Origin of the sequence: Empedobacter sp. GD03861, assembly GCF_029840885.1 — a bacterium.
GTDB lineage: Bacteria > Bacteroidota > Bacteroidia > Flavobacteriales > Weeksellaceae > Empedobacter > Empedobacter falsenii_B.
This window is the reverse complement of the sequence record NZ_JAOCDJ010000006.1, coordinates 77,445-95,954: the sequence shown is the minus strand read 5'-3', so window position 1 is coordinate 95,954 and position 18,510 is coordinate 77,445. Positions and strand designations below refer to the sequence as shown.

At 31.7% G+C, this 18,510-nt stretch carries 15 protein-coding genes and 2 tRNA genes; 10 read left to right on the top strand and 7 right to left on the bottom strand.

From position 1 onward, the window contains the following. Window positions 1–67 precede the first annotated feature (67 nt). From N5D03_RS05150 to N5D03_RS05140, 3 genes are all read left to right on the top strand, one after another. Window positions 68–547, top strand: a complete 480-nt coding sequence (locus tag N5D03_RS05150; protein WP_219034386.1) for a DNA-deoxyinosine glycosylase — start codon at window positions 68–70, stop codon at window positions 545–547. A gap of 169 nt (window positions 548–716) precedes the next feature. After that, a tRNA-Gly gene (locus N5D03_RS05145) sits at window positions 717–789 on the top strand. A 24-nt stretch (window positions 790–813) separates the two neighbouring features. Then, window positions 814–897: transfer RNA gene (locus N5D03_RS05140), tRNA-Leu, on the top strand. 127 nt (window positions 898–1,024) lie between these two features. Here N5D03_RS05140 and rho read toward each other — a convergent pair. Next, window positions 1,025–2,662, bottom strand: coding sequence for a transcription termination factor Rho (gene rho, locus N5D03_RS05135; protein WP_280036679.1), 1,638 nt, complete (start codon window positions 2,660–2,662; stop codon window positions 1,025–1,027). Between the two features lie 175 nt (window positions 2,663–2,837). Here rho and N5D03_RS05130 point away from each other — a divergent pair, with 175 nt between their 5' ends. From N5D03_RS05130 to N5D03_RS05115, 4 genes are all read left to right on the top strand, one after another. Further along, window positions 2,838–3,251 (top strand): DUF4293 domain-containing protein, encoded by a 414-nt coding sequence (locus N5D03_RS05130; protein WP_038332961.1) that lies wholly within the window; start codon window positions 2,838–2,840, stop codon window positions 3,249–3,251. Window positions 3,252–3,513: 262 nt separating this feature from the next. Beyond that, window positions 3,514–5,700, top strand: coding sequence for a glutamine synthetase III (locus tag N5D03_RS05125; RefSeq protein ID WP_280051083.1), 2,187 nt, complete (start codon window positions 3,514–3,516; stop codon window positions 5,698–5,700). 107 nt (window positions 5,701–5,807) lie between these two features. Beyond that, window positions 5,808–6,899, top strand: coding sequence for a peptide chain release factor 1 (gene prfA, locus N5D03_RS05120; RefSeq protein WP_038332970.1), 1,092 nt, complete (start codon window positions 5,808–5,810; stop codon window positions 6,897–6,899). Window positions 6,900–6,988: 89 nt separating this feature from the next. Then, window positions 6,989–7,639: a phosphoribosylanthranilate isomerase gene (locus N5D03_RS05115; protein WP_180906862.1), complete on the top strand. Its 651-nt coding sequence runs from the start codon at window positions 6,989–6,991 to the stop codon at window positions 7,637–7,639. Window positions 7,640–7,760: 121 nt separating this feature from the next. Here N5D03_RS05115 and N5D03_RS05110 read toward each other — a convergent pair whose 3' ends face one another. Continuing rightward, complete coding sequence (locus tag N5D03_RS05110; protein ID WP_180905121.1) at window positions 7,761–8,759, bottom strand: hypothetical protein; 999 nt, start codon at window positions 8,757–8,759, stop codon at window positions 7,761–7,763. 478 nt (window positions 8,760–9,237) lie between these two features. Here N5D03_RS05110 and N5D03_RS05105 point away from each other — a divergent pair, with 478 nt between their 5' ends. After that, entirely contained in the window at window positions 9,238–9,942 is a 705-nt protein-coding gene (locus N5D03_RS05105; RefSeq protein ID WP_280051082.1) for a DUF6261 family protein, read from the top strand. Between the two features lie 99 nt (window positions 9,943–10,041). On the opposite strand, the gene N5D03_RS05100 is transcribed toward N5D03_RS05105, so the two are convergent. The 5 genes from N5D03_RS05100 to N5D03_RS05080 all read right to left on the bottom strand — a co-directional run bounded on the left by N5D03_RS05100 (window position 10,042) and on the right by N5D03_RS05080 (window position 16,799). Then, window positions 10,042–11,931, bottom strand: coding sequence for an AAA family ATPase (locus tag N5D03_RS05100; RefSeq protein ID WP_280051081.1), 1,890 nt, complete (start codon window positions 11,929–11,931; stop codon window positions 10,042–10,044). A 155-nt stretch (window positions 11,932–12,086) separates the two neighbouring features. Further along, the gene (locus N5D03_RS05095) at window positions 12,087–13,658 is read right to left on the bottom strand and encodes a DHA2 family efflux MFS transporter permease subunit (RefSeq protein ID WP_280051080.1); all 1,572 of its coding nucleotides are present in this window, start codon (window positions 13,656–13,658) and stop codon (window positions 12,087–12,089) included. Between the two features lie 21 nt (window positions 13,659–13,679). Then, complete coding sequence (locus tag N5D03_RS05090; protein WP_038332984.1) at window positions 13,680–14,873, bottom strand: HlyD family secretion protein; 1,194 nt, start codon at window positions 14,871–14,873, stop codon at window positions 13,680–13,682. An 11-nt stretch (window positions 14,874–14,884) separates the two neighbouring features. After that, the gene (locus N5D03_RS05085; protein ID WP_260392491.1) at window positions 14,885–16,105 is read right to left on the bottom strand and encodes a TolC family protein; all 1,221 of its coding nucleotides are present in this window, start codon (window positions 16,103–16,105) and stop codon (window positions 14,885–14,887) included. 64 nt (window positions 16,106–16,169) lie between these two features. Further along, complete coding sequence (locus N5D03_RS05080; protein WP_115001675.1) at window positions 16,170–16,799, bottom strand: TetR/AcrR family transcriptional regulator; 630 nt, start codon at window positions 16,797–16,799, stop codon at window positions 16,170–16,172. A 105-nt stretch (window positions 16,800–16,904) separates the two neighbouring features. Between N5D03_RS05080 and N5D03_RS05075 the strand changes: the two genes are divergently transcribed. Together N5D03_RS05075 and N5D03_RS05070 are read left to right on the top strand one after the other, a co-directional pair. Continuing rightward, window positions 16,905–18,176, top strand: coding sequence for a DUF2851 family protein (locus N5D03_RS05075; protein WP_125349609.1), 1,272 nt, complete (start codon window positions 16,905–16,907; stop codon window positions 18,174–18,176). Beyond that, complete coding sequence (locus N5D03_RS05070; protein WP_125349608.1) at window positions 18,177–18,398, top strand: PspC family transcriptional regulator; 222 nt, start codon at window positions 18,177–18,179, stop codon at window positions 18,396–18,398. The last annotated feature ends 112 nt before the right edge of the window (window positions 18,399–18,510 follow it).

The following is an 18,510-nucleotide window of genomic DNA, read 5'->3' as shown; positions in this document are numbered from 1 at the left end:
AATAGAAAAAAAAGTGCTACAAACTGTAGCACTTTTTTTGTACATTATATTTTTAGAATAAAACAAAATGCATAAACAATCATTTGCTGCAATTATATCAGAACTACCAAAAACATTAATTCTTGGCTCTTTACCTGGTGATTTATCGTTAGAAGTCAATCAATATTATGGACATCCGCGTAATCGATTTTGGAAAATGATGTTTGAGATTTTTGAGACAGAATTTTCAGAAGATTATGAAATAAGAAAACAACTTATTTTACAGAATAAGTTTGCGCTTTGGGATGTTGCACATTCTGCTGACAGAAAGGGAAGCATGGATGTGGATATGAAAAATGTTTTGCCAAATCAGATTGATGAATTGTTGAATGAATATCCTACAATTGATAAAATAATTTTCAATGGAAAGAAATCAGAACAATTATTTTGGAAATATTTTGATGAAAAAACATCTATTGAGTATATTTCTTTGCCAAGCACAAGTCCTGCAAATGCTCAATTTTCTTACGAACGATTGATTGAAATCTGGAAAAATGCAATTATTTAAGATGAATTTTTAATGTTCAAAATAATTTAATCAAAGAAAAGTAAAATTATTTTAGTGCTTAAAAATATTATGATGAGAAACTTAGCTTTTGATGTAAAATAATTATGAAAAAAATGTTTCCTAAAAGTTTTGTAATTAAAAAAGCTGTTCTATATTTGCACTCACAATCGCGGGAATAGCTCAATTGGTAGAGCGTCAGCCTTCCAAGCTGAATGTTGCGGGTTCGAGTCCCGTTTCCCGCTCTAACTTCTTTCTTAGAAGTGGATGCCTTGGTGGTGGAATTGGTAGACACGCAGGACTTAAAATCCTGTGTCCATTAGGACGTGCGGGTTCAAGTCCCGCCTGAGGTACAACAAAGCTCAAGAATTTATTTTCTTGGGCTTTTTTTGTTATATATTTTTTTCATAAAATAGATTTATAAAAAAAAACCACCTAAATAGCTTTAGATGGTTTTTTTTAATTATAAGTTGTAATAAATTACTTATTCATTGAGATTAAAAACTCTTCGTTAGAGCGTGTATGTTTGATACGATCGTGTAAGAATTCCATCGCTTCTACAGGATTCATATCCGATAAATGGTTGCGAAGAACCCACATTAATTGTTGTGTTTTGTCGTCTAATAACAAATCGTCTTTACGCGTAGAAGAACTTACTAAGTCAATTGCAGGGAAAATACGTTTGTTCGAAATCTTACGATCCAATTGTAATTCCATGTTTCCTGTTCCTTTAAATTCTTCGAAAATAACTTCATCCATTTTAGAACCTGTATCAATCAATGCAGTTGCAATAATTGTTAAAGAACCTCCATTTTCGATGTTACGAGCAGCTCCAAAGAAACGTTTTGGTTTGTGTAATGCATTTGCATCAACACCACCCGATAACACTTTACCAGAAGCTGGCGAAACAGTATTGTAAGCACGTGCCAAACGCGTAATAGAATCTAAAAGAATCACAACATCGTGTCCACATTCTACCATACGTTTTGCCTTCTCTAAAACGATATTCGCAACTTTTACATGGCGATTTGCTTCCTCATCAAACGTAGATGCAATAACCTCTCCGTTTACCGAACGTTTCATATCTGTTACCTCTTCTGGACGCTCATCGATTAATAAAACAATCAAATAAACTTCTGGATGATTTTGCGCAATTCCATTCGCAATATCTTTCAATAACGTTGTTTTACCCGTTTTTGGTGGCGCCACAATCATCCCACGTTGACCTTTACCTATTGGTGTAAATAAGTCAATCACGCGATTTGATAAAGATTTAGAATTACTTAAATTGAATTTCTCGTTAGGGAAAAGTGGAGTTAAATGCTCAAAAGCGATACGATCACGTACATAATCTGGCGTACGACCGTTGATTTCTTTAATTTTGATTAAAGGAAAATATTTTTCACCTTCTTTTGGAGGACGAACTTCTCCTGTAATTGTATCTCCCGTTTTTAATCCAAATAATCTAATTTGAGATTGAGAAACATACACATCATCAGGCGAAGACAAATAATTAAAATCAGATGAACGTAAAAAACCATAATTATTATCTGGTAAAATCTCTAAAACACCTTCAGTTTCAATAATTCCATCAAATTCATAATTCGCAGCGCGATATTTATTTTTTTGATTTTGATTGTTGTGGTGATTATTTTGTTGAGATTGATCGTTTTGATTACGATTATCAGATTGATTATTTTTCTTCTGATTATTTTGGTTATTCTTTTTCAGATCTTGGCTTTTGTTTGCTCGTTCCTGAAATTTATTAACGCGAGGATTATTTTCTTCCTTTTTTTCTGTTTCGGTAGAAATATTTTCAACTTTTTCAGTTTTTACTTCTTCTGCAACAGCCTCTTTTTGTTGAACTTCTCCTTCCGAATTCTGAACTCGTTTGCGTTTCGGTTTCTTTTCTTCTGTAGGTAGATTTTCAGCTTTATCTTTTTTAGCAGGTTTTGTTTCAGCTTTTTCTTCAACCTTTGGTTGGCTGTTGATAAAACCTAAAACAGCGTCTAACAATTCGCCTTTTTTTAATTTCTTATACCCATCGATTTTCAGTTGCTCTGCAACTTGTTGTAAATCTGGTAATTTGAATGATTTTAATTCTTCGATATCAAACATAATCCTATAATGAAGGTATTAATGTGTTTATATTTTTTTTATTCAATAAAGTAATTGGGAATCATAACAATAGAATTGTTATAAAGCGTATAAATTTGAGATTTATTAATGCAATAGTACGAATAATTATAAAAACTCAAAAAGTTTTTTTACATTTGTATTCGAAATTTAAGAAATGATTCAAAGAAAGCAAAGTATATATTTATTCTTAAGTGGAATAATTTCGAGTATATTCGCCATGAATTTTGATAAGCTGTTTGATATTCCATTAAATTGGTTACAAAATCCGGAGAAAGGAGATTACATTTTTTCGTTAGCCTTTTTCTCATCAGCTTTAATTTCATTTTTAACCATTATGTTTTTCAAAAAACGTAAGTTACAGATTAGCTTAGGATGGTTAAACATTATTTTGAATGTTTTATTAATTGGTTCTTTTGTATATTGTCTATTAACATTACCTGGAGAAGGAAATTCTGAGAAAGGTATTTGGGCATTAGTTCCTTTAGCTTCGATTGTGCTTCTGTCAATTGCCAATCGTTTGATTAAGAAGGATGATGATCTTGTAAAATCAGTAGACCGTTTCAGATAGACCAAAAACTTTTTATATTATGAGTGTCTAAAAGCAGTTTCAAGCAATTGAAACTGCTTTTTTCGTTTAAAGAAGTTTATTCGAATGTTAAATAAAAATTTATTTTACACTGATGTTTTGAAAATCTAAACTAAAATAAAGGGGTGTTGAATTTATTTGTAATGAAATTATAATTTAACCCCTAAAAAAATAGGGGTGTTTTTATTTTGTGTTTAATTTTTATTTATTTTTGCATCATAAAACAACACAAAGTAATTTTCTTATGACATCATTTCGTTTTGAAGCATTAAAAGCCGCAAGCAATCGCAAACCGGTAGCTGTTCCTGAATTAGGGAAAAAATCAGAAATTTTTGGAAGCAATGTTTTCAATGACAAAGCAATGCGTCAACATTTAACTTCAGAAGCTTATAAAGCCGTTCGTTCTGCAATGGATTATGGTACTAAAATCGACCGTAAAATGGCAGATTTTGTTGCTTTAGGAATGAAAGAATGGGCGATGAGCAAAGGTGTAACACACTATACACACTGGTTTCAGCCATTAACGGGAACAACAGCAGAGAAACATGATGCATTTTTCGAAACTTCATTTGACGGAAGTGATCCTGTAGAAAAATTCAGTGGATCATTATTAGTTCAACAAGAACCAGACGCGTCTTCATTTCCAAATGGAGGAATTCGTAATACATTCGAAGCGCGTGGATATACAGCTTGGGATCCAACTTCTCCAGCATTTATTTTCGGAACAACATTATGTATTCCGACAGTATTTGTTTCATATACAGGAGAAGCTTTAGATAACAAAGCGCCTTTATTAAGAGCACTTTTATCAATTGATGAATCAGCTACAGAAGTGGCGAAGTTTTTCGATAAAAACGTGAAGAAAGTAACGCCGACTTTAGGCTGGGAACAAGAATATTTCTTGATTGATGATGCTTTAGCGGCTTCTCGTCCAGATATTTTACAAACTGGTAGAACGTTGTTAGGACATGTTTCTGCAAAAGGTCAACAATTAGAAGATCATTATTTTGGTTCGATTCCTACACGTGTTTTAAATTATATGCGCGATTTAGAAAACGAATGTATGTTGTTGGGAATTCCTGTAAAAACTCGTCACAACGAAGTTGCGCCGAATCAATTTGAGTTAGCGCCAATTTTCGAAGAAACGAATTTAGCAGTTGACCACAATTCATTATTAATGGATGTGATGCAAAAAGTAGGTGAGCGTCATCATTTTAAAGTATTGTTTCACGAAAAACCATTCAAAGGAGTTAACGGATCGGGAAAACACAATAACTGGTCGTTAGCAACAGATACTGGAGTAAATTTATTAGCGCCAGGAAAAACACCAAACAGCAATTTACAGTTTTTAACGTTTTTTATCAATACCATCAAAGCAGTTTCAATTTACGAGGAATTGTTACGTGCTTCTATCGCTTCTGCTTCTAATGACCACCGTTTAGGTGCGAATGAAGCGCCACCGGCAATTATTTCAATTTTTATTGGTCAACAATTGACAAAAGTATTGGAAGAATTAGAAGGTGTTTCGACAGGAAAATTATCTCCAGAAGAAAAAACTGATTTAAAATTAAACGTTGTTGGGAAAATTCCAGACGTTTTATTAGATAATACAGATCGTAATAGAACTTCACCATTTGCTTTTACAGGAAATAAATTTGAGTTCCGCGCTGTAGGATCAACTGCAAACTGTGCAAATGCGATGACAACCTTGAACGCAATTGTAGCAAAACAATTGATTGATTTCAAAAAAGAAGTTGATGCCTTGATTGAAACAGGTTTGAAAAAAGACGAAGCAATTTTCAATGTTTTACGTGAGTATATCAAAGAAACAAAAAATATATTATTCGAAGGAGACGGATACAGCAAAGAATGGGAAGAAGAAGCAGCTCGTAGAGGATTGTCAAATCACAAAACAACTCCATCAGCTTTAAAAGCAAAAGTTTCTCAAAAATCGTTGGATTTATTCTCGGAGCTTAATGTAATGAACAACACAGAAGTTGAAGCGCGTTATGAAATCGAATTAGAAGATTACATCAAGAAAATTCAGATTGAAGGTCGTGTTTTAGGTGATATTGTTAGGAATCATATTATTCCGACAGCTTTCAAATATCAAAATATATTGATCAAAAACATTAAAGGATTCAAAGATATTTTTGGAGATGATTATGAAGAATATGCAGGCGAGCAATTAATCATTTTAAAGAAAATTTCGATGCATGTAAACGAATTAAACGCAAAATTGCACTTAATGATGGATGCACGTAAAGAAGCAAATCTGGTTGAATCTTTAGAAGAAAGAGCACATGCTTATTGTGACAAAGTAAAACCATATTATGATGAAATTCGTTACCATGCGGATAAGTTAGAATTAATGGTAGACAACGAATACTGGGTCTTAACAAAATACAGAGAATTATTATTTACGAGATAATATTTTCAACAATAAATCACAAAACCGATGAGAAATCATCGGTTTTTTTTTATTCAAATTTTCTGAATCCCTTGAGTTATTGTATCTTTGCAATCCAATAAAAGTATATGGCAGATTTAGGTCTATTAGATAAATTAAGAGCAATCAAACAACGTTTCGATGAGGTAGCAGATTTAATCATCCAACCAGATATCGTAACAGATCAAGCTCGTTATGCGAAATTAAACAAAGAATATTCTGATTTGAAAGACTTTGTTGAAATGCAAAAACAATACGAAAACTTAATCAATGTAATTGAGGAAGCAGACGAAATTATTCAAGATGGTTCTGATGCTGAAATGGTTGAGTTAGCTAAAATAGAAAAAGACGAAGCAATCAATGCGATTCCACCTTTAGAGGAAGAAATCAAAATGATGTTGATTCCAAAAGATCCAGAAGATGAGAAAAACATCATTGTCGAGTTACGTTCTGGTACAGGAGGAGATGAAGCAGCGATTTTCGTAGAAGATATTTACCGCATGTATTCGATGTATTTCAAAGAAAAAGGATGGAAACACGAAGTATTAAATACTTCTGAAGCATCTGGAAAAGGATACAAAGAGTTGGTGATGCAAGTAGAAGGAAATGCAGTGTATGGAACGATGAAATACGAATCGGGTGTTCACCGTGTACAACGTGTTCCTGAAACAGAATCGCAAGGGCGTGTGCATACATCGGCGATTACAGTTGCGGTTTTACCAGAAGCAGAGGAGGTGGATGTAGTGATTAATCCAGCAGATTTGGAGTATCAAACAGCACGTTCGTCTGGTGCGGGAGGGCAAAATGTAAATAAAGTTGAAACAAAAGTTCAATTAACGCACAAACCTTCTGGAATTGTAATTGTTTGTCAAGAAGCGCGTTCTCAACACAAGAACCGTGAAAAAGCCTTACAATTATTACGTACAAAATTGTATGAAATCGAGTTCGAGAAAAAACATTCAGAACGTTCTGCTCAGCGTAAATCGTTAGTTTCTACTGGTGACCGTTCGGCTAAAATTCGTACATACAACTATCCGCAAGGACGTGTAACAGATCACCGTATCAATAAATCAATTTATAATTTGGATAACTTTATGAATGGAGATATTCAAGAAATGATTGATGCATTGAAAATGGCAGAAAATGCAGAAAAATTAAAAGGTTCGGAAGAAGATTTCTAACATCAATTCTAAATCTTAGATCATACAAAACACTTCAAGAAATTGAGGTGTTTTTTTATATATTTATAGTATTAAGAATAAAACGAAGGATGAAAACAAGAGTTAAAATTTGTTGTATTAGTAGTAAAGAAGAAGCGCAACAAGCAATAAAATATGGAGCGAATGGATTAGGTTTGGTGGGTAATATGCCAAGCGGACCTGGAGTAATTGGTGATGATTTAATCAAAGATATTACTAAAACTATTCCACCAACATTGGCTTCGTTTTTATTAACAAGTGAAACAACTGCAGAAGCAATTATTCAACATTATAAAAAAGTTTATACCAATACAATTCAGTTGGTTGATGAACTGAAAAACGAAGAATATCAAATTTTGAGAAACGAATTACCTTGGGTAAAGTTGGTACAAGTGATTCATGTGATTGATGAAAATTCGGTAACGGAAGCGGTAGAGAAATCTCAATTTGTAGATGCAATTTTGCTGGATAGTGGCAATCCAAATTTACAAGTAAAAGAATTGGGCGGAACTGGACGCACACACAATTGGGCGATTAGTAAAAAAATTAGAGAAGAAATTAATATTCCTCTATTTTTGGCTGGAGGTCTTAATCCTGATAATGTTCGTGAAGCGATTGATGCTGTTCAACCTTTTGGTGTAGATATTTGCAGTGGTGTAAGAACTGACGGAAAATTAGACGAAAAGAAATTAGACGCTTTTTTTAGAGCAGTTAATGGATAGAAAAAAAACACCTTGTCAAAGTTTTTGAATCTTGACAAGGAGTTTTTAGTTTGTGTTCTGTGATTTAAGAATATTCCTTTTGTTTATAGATAAGACACCTTAGTTATTAGCTGTAGTTTTGTTAAAAATTAATATCTATTTGATGATATGATATTGGTAAATTAAATTCTGAATTTAGGAATTTTAAATACTTTTGGGTTGATTTATCAATTGGATATTCGCCTGCAATTACAATTTCATCTGCATATTTTTTTCCGTCAAAGTAGGTATATTCAAATATTTGTCCAAGGGCTTCTCTAATACATTGTTTTGCTGAGTTGGAAGTTTTAATTTCATAAAAAGTAAATAAATTATTTATTTTTAAAACTAAATCTATTTTTTTTCCATTTAAAAATATTTCCATTCCAACAGTTTCTTCACCAAATACTGATGTTAGCTTTTTGTATAGTTTTTCTTGTAAGAACGAATGTCTTGCATTTACATTTATTTGTTGTTGGGTTCTTGTGTATTTAGTGCTTTGAGGAAGGTTTGGTCTTCCACTAGCAAATATAAATCCAGTTGTAGATTTTTGGTTTTGAGGTCCAATTGTAATGTTTTCATTTTCTACTTCGATATAGATGTTCAATAAATCATCAAAATCTTTAAGAATTTCAATTACATTAACATTATTATAATCAACTAATTTTCCTATAAAAATAAAAGTTCCAATTTTTGTTAGTTGTTCATTTATTTCAAATACATTGTTTATTACACTACGTTTTCCATTTTGCCAATACCACATTTTATAGTCAGAAAATAAATCAGGTTGATTTATTATTAGAGAATTTAAACGTAATATTTTTGGAAATAAATCTTGAATATTAGGTAATGATTGACTTGGTTCTAATGAAAATGCAATTCCATATCTAATCCCTTCATCTTCATTACCAATGTTGAATTGTAATTCTTTCCTTCCTCCATAATGGAACGCCCAATCATCAAATGTTGTTTTATCATTGAATATTTTTGAGCCAGGTTTTGCTTTTAAATTTTTTAGATTCTTTCTTATTTCTTGTAGATTTCCGATTTTGAAATTAGATGATAATTCATCAATTTTTAAAGCTAAGTCTTTTATATTCATATCACGAAAGAAATATTATAGCTAACATATTATTTTATAAAATATAGATTGGTATCTATATCTGTATTTTGTTCAATTACTCGCTAATATAATTATTTATAAACGAATTGTTTGATTAAAATATATTCCACCTTAGCAGAATTTTCATTTTATTATAAACAAGTGTGTTTTACCTTTCCCGAGCTCTCGGTTAATTATAAACAAGTCTGTTTTACCTTTCCCGAGCTCTCGGTTAATTATAAACAAGTCTGTTTTACCTTACCCGAGTCCTTGGTTTATTATAAACAGGTCTGTTTTAGCTTTCCCGAGTCCTCGGTTGATTACAAACAAGTCTGTTTTACCTTACCTGAGTCCTCAGTTAATTACAAACAAGTCTGTTTTAATTATTTAGTTATAAAAACTATTGTTTGATAATAATATATTGATTAAGTTTATAAAACACTAACATTAAGTGAATTATAACCTAAAACAATCTACTATGAAAATTACATTAACTTCATTATCTACAAAAAATCTGGCGACATTAGCGCAGCGAATTATCAATTCTTCTCAAACTGGAAATTATACCATTGTAGAGAACCACCCTTTGTTGTTGTCGCTTATTGCGAGTTATCAAAACTACGATACGGTATACGCAAAGTTGACCTACAGTGGAAAAGGAAAAGAGGTGGCGACAGCAGATAAAGAGCGCGATGTTGCGTTTAGTAACATGAAGGCTTTCCTGAATGGTTACCGCAAATTGACTTCTGTTGCAAACTATCAAGATGCGGAAGCTTTGTACAAAGTTTTCCAAACGTTTGGACTGGATTTGGACAGATTGAGTTATTCTGCCGAAACAGCACAATTAAAGAAGCTTATCGAAGAATTAGAAAAGCCCGAAAACACACAACGCCTCACAAATTTAGCGCTTGCAACGGCTTTTACTGAACTGAAAACAAAGCATACAGATTTCGAGATATTATTTGCGCAACAAGCAGAGGCAAACGGAGATTTGCGCCAAATTGCTAGTGCTTCATCTACTCGAAAAGAATTAGAACAAGTGCTGCGATCTTACCTCAATCTAATTACAGCAATGAAAGATGTGCCTGATTGGACAAAATTGTACCACGATTTGAACGAAATTGTGAAAGCTGCAAAGAATAGTTCTCTGTCTACGAATGGAACAAACGAACCGACATTATAAAATTATTAAACGTTAATTACTGAATAAAAAAAACTCCATCTCATTAGTTTGAGGTGGAGTTTTTAATATAATTAATTTCTATTTGTGATGTTGATAAGATTATAACTCTTCTAATACTAAAGATGCATTAGCTAATTGTTGACTCCAAAAACCATGTAATTTACCATCTTTAAAAGTTGGAGAATCTTTAGCTCTAATTACTTTTATTTTATCTTTTGAATTTTGTAATAAAACTTCTAATGAAACTTTCTTAGAATTTGAATCAATTCTTGTAATACATTTTTTAGGGATATGATGAGATTTTAATCGACCATCTCCTCTGTAATCGGTAGTTATGTATCCATCATCTTGTTCTATTTTAAAGAGTTTCTTAAATTCTAGTTCATCAAATACTAAAAAACCATTTGCATGAGCTTTTTCACCAACAGCAAGATATTGATCCTCTATAATTAATAAGACACCTTCATCTTTCAGAGTATTAAAAACAGAAGTTGGAGAATTGAATAAGTTTATCCAATATTTTGGTTCAATTTCATGAAAAACATTACTCATTATGATAAAATCAAACGTGTTTTCACCCAAAGAAGAAATTAATTTAGCTTTATCATTAAAAAATCTAGTAGAAGAATCACCATAAATTTCTTTAAATAATTCTTCTAATTCATCTTTATATTCTTCTGTTATATCAAAACCATAAAAGTCTAACCAATCAGTAACGTTTCTACCATTTAATCTTTCGTTTTCATGAATTGAAGCAAGTAATCTTCCTTTACCTATGCCAAAGTCTAAAACTTTAATTTTTTCACCCGAATCAATCTTTTTTTGAATTAACTTATGAATTTGGTTAGTTTGAGGATCAGTATTATCCGTAAAAACAACTTCAGGATTTAATAAACTTTCATAAGCAAAATTATTCATTGACATTTTTGCTGGTAAATCTAAAAAATTAGATAATTTATCTATTTCACTTTCATCTCCCAATAATCCATTCAATACTTTTTGAGGGACATTACCTGCATATGATATTTCACCATTTTCCATATACCAAATATTTGAAGGATCAAAATGTGCTAATACGTTAATAGAATGTGTCGCAATCCAAATTTGACCATTTCTTACTTGAGAAGATATTTTGTCAAGTACTTCTATAAGAGCAGCAGGATGTAAGTGATTTTCTGGTTCATCCATAAAAATAATTAAATTATCTAATTTAATTTCTTGAGCATACAAAGCCATACAAAATTGGAGTAAAATAGTTTGCCCATCTGATAAGTTTGCTTCACCAATCCTAGTATTAAATATTGTAGGATTTCCATCAATATCACTTTCTAAATCTGTATTTAAAAATAGTTTAACATATTTTTTTAATTTTTCATAATCTTGAATTGCTTTGTTTTTATCTTCTTCTGAAATTTTTACTCCAGAGGATGCGGTAATCCATCTCCTTACGACTCTATCTATTTCGGGAATAGCTCCTTTAGCAATGGATTCAATACCAATTTCATAAATATTATTAGCATAATTATCAATTTCACGTTTTGAAATAGTATAACTATCGGTTAATCTTAATGATTTCGGGACAAAATAAACAACAGAAATAGCTTCATCTTTATCAAACTCGAAATACTCCAGACTTATTAATTTTGATTCACTTATTTTTAATTGTTCATAATAATATTTTAAGTTATTAACAATACCTTCGCGGCTTGTTCCATATTTATGAATTATCTCTTCATCTGATATTTGCAAATAGTTCTCATAAATTTTAATTTGCTCTTTATGAGATTTTACATCTCTGTTTAATTCTATTTGTCTTGTACTATTTGGTATATTTATTAAATTATCTTTAATAAGATTTAATAATCTACTTTTACCTGATCCATTTTTACCAGCTATTAAAACAATATCTTTTAATCTGTCCATTTGTATTTGGGCAAGTCCAATACTTGATGTGATATCTTCTGGGATATTTATCTTTTTAATTTTCATGTGTTTAATGTATTTGTTACAGTGAGAATTTTAAATTCTAAAGTAATCTAATTCTGATAAATTAAAATAAATAATTCAACAAAAAATCCATCTCAAGAGCTGAGATGGATTTTACATTTATAAAAAATCTGAAATACTAAAAATAATTATTCTGATTAATGTCCTGCACTGATTACTTTACCTGCTCCTTTTTTGATAAAGAACAAAATAAATGGAATACAGATTAGGAAAACTACACCCAAATACAAGAAAACATCCATGTACGTTAATACAGTTGCTTGTTTAGTAACTTGTAAATCGAGTAGGTTGTAGGCTTTGTTTAATGCTTCATTTGGGGCAAAACCTTTGCTCACGAAGCTCATTTGTAAATTCTGAATATGTTTTTGTACATCAAAATCGGATGTATCAAGATGCGAAACTAAATTTGTTCGGTGTCCAACTGTCCAACGAGAAATAAATGTTGTAATAATCGCAATACCAAAAGATCCTCCTAACTGACGCATCATTCCTGTAAAGGCAGCTCCTTCACCAATTTGTTGTCCTTTCAAGCTCGAAAGTGAAAGTGTGGTAACAGGTACGAATAACAATCCCAATCCAACTCCACGTACAATTAAAGGCCAGAAGAAATGCTCGGAACCTGTGTCTGGTGTTAAGATTTTGTATGACCAAAAACTGTAACAGAAAAAGATAAAGAATCCTCCTGCAACCATATATTTTGGTGGTACACCTTTTTGTAACATTGTTGCGATGATTGGCATCATGAAAGCGGTCATTAACGATGAAGGAATTAATAATAAACCTGCATCAGTCGCTGTCCATCCTAAGATTGATTGTGTATAAATTGGAATAATGAATGTCGATCCATATAATCCAAATCCTAAAATGAAGGATAAAATAGTACCAACTGCCAAGTTGCTATCTTTCAGTACACGTAAATTTACAATCGGATGTTTGAAAACTAATTCTCGCCAAACAAATAAAATGAATCCGAAGAAACTTGCAATACTCAAGGTTACAATTGTCGAATCTGAGAACCAGTCGTCTTGTTGTCCGTGTTCTAATACATATTGTAACGATCCAACAGCAATGGCTAACAAAATAATTCCCAAGAAATCGACTTGACTTAGTTTTGATTTCTCTGCATATTTTGGACTACGAACAAATGATATCGTTAACAATACAGCAGTAATCCCAATCGGAATATTGATGTAAAATATATATGGCCAAGACCAATTATCAATAATATAACCTCCTAAAGGCGGACCAAGCGTAGGACCAACAATAACTCCCATTCCATAAATTGCCTGCGCTAAACCACGCTTTTCGGGTGGATAACTTTCGGTAATGATGGTTTGCGAAGTTACCAACAGTGCTCCACCACCAAGTCCTTGAATAAATCGGAACAAGATAATTTCCCACAACGTTGTTGCATTTCCACAAAGAAATGAGGCAACTGTAAAAATGATAATCGAAGCCGCAAAATAATTGCGTCGTCCAAATTGTTGCGACAACCAGCTGGTCATCGGTACTACAATTACATTGGCAATTGCGTAAGCGGTAACCACCCACGCAATATCAGTTAAAGAGACACCCAAACTACCTTTCATGTCATTCATCGCAACGTTAACAATTGTTGTGTCAACAATCTCTAACAATGCACACATGATGGCGGTAATGGTGATGATTACACGTCTTGCACCATATTCAACTAAATTATTTTCTTCCATAATTTTTCTGAATAGGTGTTATTACTTTGCAGAAGTATTCGATTTTAAAAGAATATCAGCTTCCACGTTCATACCTGGACGAATCATTTTCAACATTTCGTCTTTTTGATCGATAAATTCGATTTTAATCGGAAGACGTTGAACTGTTTTTACGAAGTTACCAGACGCATTATCTGGAGGTAATAACGCAAATTTAGCACCAGTTGCAGGAGATAAAGACGTTACTTTCGCTTTGAATTCGTGGTTTGGATATGCATCTACTTTAATGATGGCTTCTTGTCCAACTCTAATTTTTTCTAATTGAGTTTCTTTGTAATTTGCCACAACCCAAATATTATTTGTTGTCACAATATTAAACAAAGATTGACCAGCTTGAACCAATTGTCCTGGTTGTAAATTAATTTTAGAAACTTGTCCATCTTCAGCTGCAATTACATACGTATAAGACAAATATAATTTTGCATTATCGATGTTTGTTTTGCTTTGACCAATTGCTGCTTCCGCAACTTTAATTTGTGCTTTTGAAGCATCAGCTTGTGCTTTCGAAGTGTTCACTTGTTTTGCTGTAGCTTGCGCTTGTTTTGCTGTAGAAGCTAATTGAGCACGAGAAACACCTAATTGTTCTTGTACAATTCGCAATTGCTTTTCAGCTGTTTCTTTTGCTGCTAAAGCTTGCTCGTATTGTTGTTTTGTGATCGATTGATTTTGGTATAATTTATTGTAACGATCAAAATCATTTTTCGTTCTCCAAACTTGTACTTTTGCTGCTTCTACATTTGCTTGAGCTGTATTAACACTTGCTTGAGCTGTTTCGATTGTTGTATTTGCTGCAACTGCACCAGCTTCTGTCACTCCAATAGCTGCACCAGCTTGAGAAACACCTGCGTGAGCAACTCCTAATTGACCTTCTGCTTGTAATAGAGCATCTTGCGATTGTTGCAATTTCAAGGCAAATTCAGATCCATCCAAAACAACTAATGTATCACCTTTGTGAACCATTTGGTTATCTTCTACTAAAATCTTCTGAATGTATCCTGAAACTTTAGGTATAACAGGTGTTATTTTTGATTCAATTTGTGCATCATCAGTAATTTCGTGCGCTTGTCCGTGTAAATATTTATAAACTCCATATCCACCTCCAAGGATGATTAATGCTCCTAAAACGATGATAAATTTTGAATTTATTTTTTTCTTTTCTTGATTATTTTCTTCCATATCGAGAGGTGTTATTGTACGTTTTCTAATAAAATTCCTGTAGTATAGTAATATTCGTAGATCGCTAATTGTTCGTCAGCATCTCCGACAACTTGATTGATTTTTGCTTGCAATTGTTGTACATCCGCTTCTAATAAATCGTCTGTATCAGCCAATCCGTTGTCATTTTTATCTTTTACAATTCTGTAGTTTTCGTTCGCTTGTTCTACAGCTTCTTTGTAAACATTATTTTTCTTTTTTGCTAAATCATACTTTTGAAAAGCTTCGTTCATTTCAACTTTAGCTTTATCAATTGTCGTTTCTTTTTGCATCTCATTTTCTAATTTCTGAGCTTTTGCAATTTCAACTTCTGCTTTATTTTTATACAAAGAAGATAAATCATATTTCAATCCGACACCAACATTTGTTGCATTTGTAACCGAAGCAACTTTATCAATATCCATCGCAATATATCCAGCTGAAACCGCTAATTGAGGGTAATAAGCTGCTTTCGCAATTTTGATTTGACTATCAGCAATCTGATTTTTTACATCATATGATTTAATATCTGTACGATTGACGTAATCTTGAGAATTTTGATTGATGGTTTTCAAGGTTTCTACATTATCAACATGAACGATTTTACTTTCGTCTTGTCCAGTCAATAAATTCAATCGGTAATTGATGTTTTTGTATTGCGTTTCGGCTTCATCAATTGCAACTTGCACATTCGATGCTTGCAATTTTGCTCTCAACAAATCATTTCTCGCGATGATTCCGTTATCCAAAAAGTTTTGAAAATCTTTCACACGTTGATTTGCTCTCACTAAGTTTTCATTCAACACATCGATAGAACGTTGCGTTTTGTACAATCCAAAATATAAATTAATAGCTTGCCAAACCACATTTTCTTTTGTTGCTTCGATTTGTAAGTTTGATAAATCAACCATTAATTCATTGCTTTTGATTGCATTTTTAATTTTAAATCCAGCAAAAACAGGAACAGAAGCACTTGCTTGTCCTAATAATAATTGGTTCGGTTCAACTCCCATTCCTCCACCAGAAGATTGCATCGGAAGTTTGATGTCTACATTTGTTGTCGTAAACAAATGCATATATTGTCCACTCAACGAAATGTCTGGTAAACGATTGTTTTTCGCGCTTTGTACTTTATACTCACTTGTATTTTTAGCAGCTTCGGCAACTTTCACAGATTTGTTGTTCTGCAAACTTTGTTGAATAACTTCCTGCAAAGAAACGTTGGTTTCCTGCGCATGAGCGAAAGTAGCAACAACTAAACAAATCGGTAAGAAAATTTTATTTTTTATCGTATAGTAAAATTGCTTTTAAAGAATCTATTAAATAAGGGTAATATTCTTCGTGAATATGTTCTGTAAACTCTTCATGAGAAGATAATCCCCATTGTTTCATATATGTTTTTTCGTTCAAAATCAAATAAGATGTTCCACCAATAACTACCATTACAACAGCTTCGGCAGGAGCTTTTCGTTTAAAAACGCCTTCAGAATATCCTTCACTAATAATATTTGTGATGTATTCTAAATTTTTTGTTTTTAAGTCATTGACTTTACAATCAATTTCTAAAATTGAATCTCTTTTCGAATATTCTCTTGCCATAATTCGATGAAATTCAGGTTTATCCAAAATTCTATTCAAATAAGCTTTTAGGATTGACTGTAACTTTTCAAATGGAGAAAGTGTCGAATTTTGTGAAATTGAAGCCAATGATTCATTGAAAGTTGTGATACGCCAACTAAATAAATTCTCGACCAATTTATCTTTTGATCCAAAATAATAGCTAATCATCGCAATGTTAATGTTTGCTTCTTTTGCAATTTCTCGAACACTTGCAGCATCAATTCCTCGTCTTCCAAAAACTCGTTCAGCCGCGCCCAAAATTTCTATTTGCTTCTCACTTAATTTCATCTTATAAAAATTGAACGTGCAAAGTTAAACAAACGTTTAATTAATTTAAAAAAAATAAGTATTTATTTTAATGATTTTTTATAATTCATTGATTAACTTTTGTCTATGAAAGAAATTTTTCTACATCATATTTGGAAATTGAATCAATTTTCACATCAAAGCTTACAAACTTTTCATGGAGATTTCATTGAAATTGTGAAAGTTGGAAAGTTAAACCATCATGCTGGGCCAGATTTTTTGGAAGCAGAAATCATCATTGGCGATAAATTGTGGATTGGAAGTGTCGAAATGCATGTCAATTCTTCGGATTGGAATTTTCATCAACATTCAAATGATTTATCGTATCAAAATGTGATTTTGCATGTTGTATGGAATCACGATTGTGAAGTTGATATTTTGCGTCAACGTAATGTACAAACTTTGATTTTACAAGATTTTGTAAAACCGGAAATTGTTTTTAATTATCAAAATATTATTAATTCTAAGTTGGATAAAATTTATTGTGAAGAATTTTTAGATTCAATTGATTTGAAGCAATTTTCTTTTTGGTTTGAACGAATTTTAATCGAACGTTTCGAAGAAAAAACAAACGATATTGTACAAATTTTAGAACACAATAATTCCAATTGGGAAGAAACATTGTTCAAAAGTTTGGCAAAGAATTTTGGATTAAAAGTTAATGTAGAAACTTTTGAGATTTGGGCAAATTCTTTTCCGTTCAAAGTTTTGCAAAAAATACAATTTAATGCCCAAAAAGTTGAAGCCTTGTTTTTTGGACAAGCCAGTTTTTTAGAAGAAAACTATGAGAATGATTATTCTAAGCAATTAAAAAACGAATATCAATTCCTGAAAAATAAATATCAATTAGAATCAATTGAAAATAGTTTGTTCCGATTTTCGAAAATGCGACCAATTGGTTTTCCGACGATTCGTTTGGCGCAATTAGCATCGATTTATGTGAATTATCAAAGTTTGTTTTCTGAAATTATTCAGCCAAAAAATTTGAAAGAATTTTATAAAATCTTCGAAAATTTGGAATTAAATTCTTTTTGGGAAACGCATTATACATTTAAGAACGAATCAAAATTTCAACTCAAAAATCTTTCAAAAGATAAAATAAATAATTTGCTCATCAATTCTATTATTCCGATTCGTTATGCTTTTGAGCGACAAAAAGATGAGGTAGAAATTGATTTTTATTTGGATTTATTAAATGAAATGGAAGCGGAAAATAACTCGATTTTAGATGAATTTGAACGAATTGGTTTTGAAAATAAAACCGCAAAAGATTCTCAACAATTAATTCAACTTAAAAAAAGATATTGCTCCGAAAAAAAATGTTTAAATTGCGCTATCGGACAACAAATTTTACGTTAAATGAAAGATCAAATTAGGAATTTTACCGAAACAGAATGGTTTAATGTGATTTCGCGATTTGCAGACAAATTGGGAATTCGCGTTGCAAAATTACGTTTGATTTTCATTTATTTAACCTTTGCAACTTTCGGTTTAACCTTTATTGGTTATTTTATTATGTTATTCTTTTTTTGGGTAAAAGATTGTTTTGTTATCAAACGAAAATCGGTTTTTGATTTGTAAAAAATATTTACAAATACTTAAAACCTTTTATTAATTTTAGATTTCTTAATTTGTTAAATATTTGATGGTTATGTCGTTTTCGATATCGTGAGTGTTTGATAAGGATATTATT

Coding starts and splice junctions, on each gene's coding strand:
- N5D03_RS05150 (WP_219034386.1), top strand. CDS start 68: ATGCATAAACAATCATTTGCTGCAATTATATCAGAACTACCAAAAACA.
- rho (WP_280036679.1), bottom strand. CDS start 2,662: ATGTTTGATATCGAAGAATTAAAATCATTCAAATTACCAGATTTACAA.
- N5D03_RS05130 (WP_038332961.1), top strand. CDS start 2,838: ATGATTCAAAGAAAGCAAAGTATATATTTATTCTTAAGTGGAATAATT.
- N5D03_RS05125 (WP_280051083.1), top strand. CDS start 3,514: ATGACATCATTTCGTTTTGAAGCATTAAAAGCCGCAAGCAATCGCAAA.
- prfA (WP_038332970.1), top strand. CDS start 5,808: ATGGCAGATTTAGGTCTATTAGATAAATTAAGAGCAATCAAACAACGT.
- N5D03_RS05115 (WP_180906862.1), top strand. CDS start 6,989: ATGAAAACAAGAGTTAAAATTTGTTGTATTAGTAGTAAAGAAGAAGCG.
- N5D03_RS05110 (WP_180905121.1), bottom strand. CDS start 8,759: ATGAATATAAAAGACTTAGCTTTAAAAATTGATGAATTATCATCTAAT.
- N5D03_RS05105 (WP_280051082.1), top strand. CDS start 9,238: ATGAAAATTACATTAACTTCATTATCTACAAAAAATCTGGCGACATTA.
- N5D03_RS05100 (WP_280051081.1), bottom strand. CDS start 11,931: ATGAAAATTAAAAAGATAAATATCCCAGAAGATATCACATCAAGTATT.
- N5D03_RS05095 (WP_280051080.1), bottom strand. CDS start 13,658: ATGGAAGAAAATAATTTAGTTGAATATGGTGCAAGACGTGTAATCATC.
- N5D03_RS05090 (WP_038332984.1), bottom strand. CDS start 14,873: ATGGAAGAAAATAATCAAGAAAAGAAAAAAATAAATTCAAAATTTATC.
- N5D03_RS05080 (WP_115001675.1), bottom strand. CDS start 16,799: ATGAAATTAAGTGAGAAGCAAATAGAAATTTTGGGCGCGGCTGAACGA.
- N5D03_RS05075 (WP_125349609.1), top strand. CDS start 16,905: ATGAAAGAAATTTTTCTACATCATATTTGGAAATTGAATCAATTTTCA.
- N5D03_RS05070 (WP_125349608.1), top strand. CDS start 18,177: ATGAAAGATCAAATTAGGAATTTTACCGAAACAGAATGGTTTAATGTG.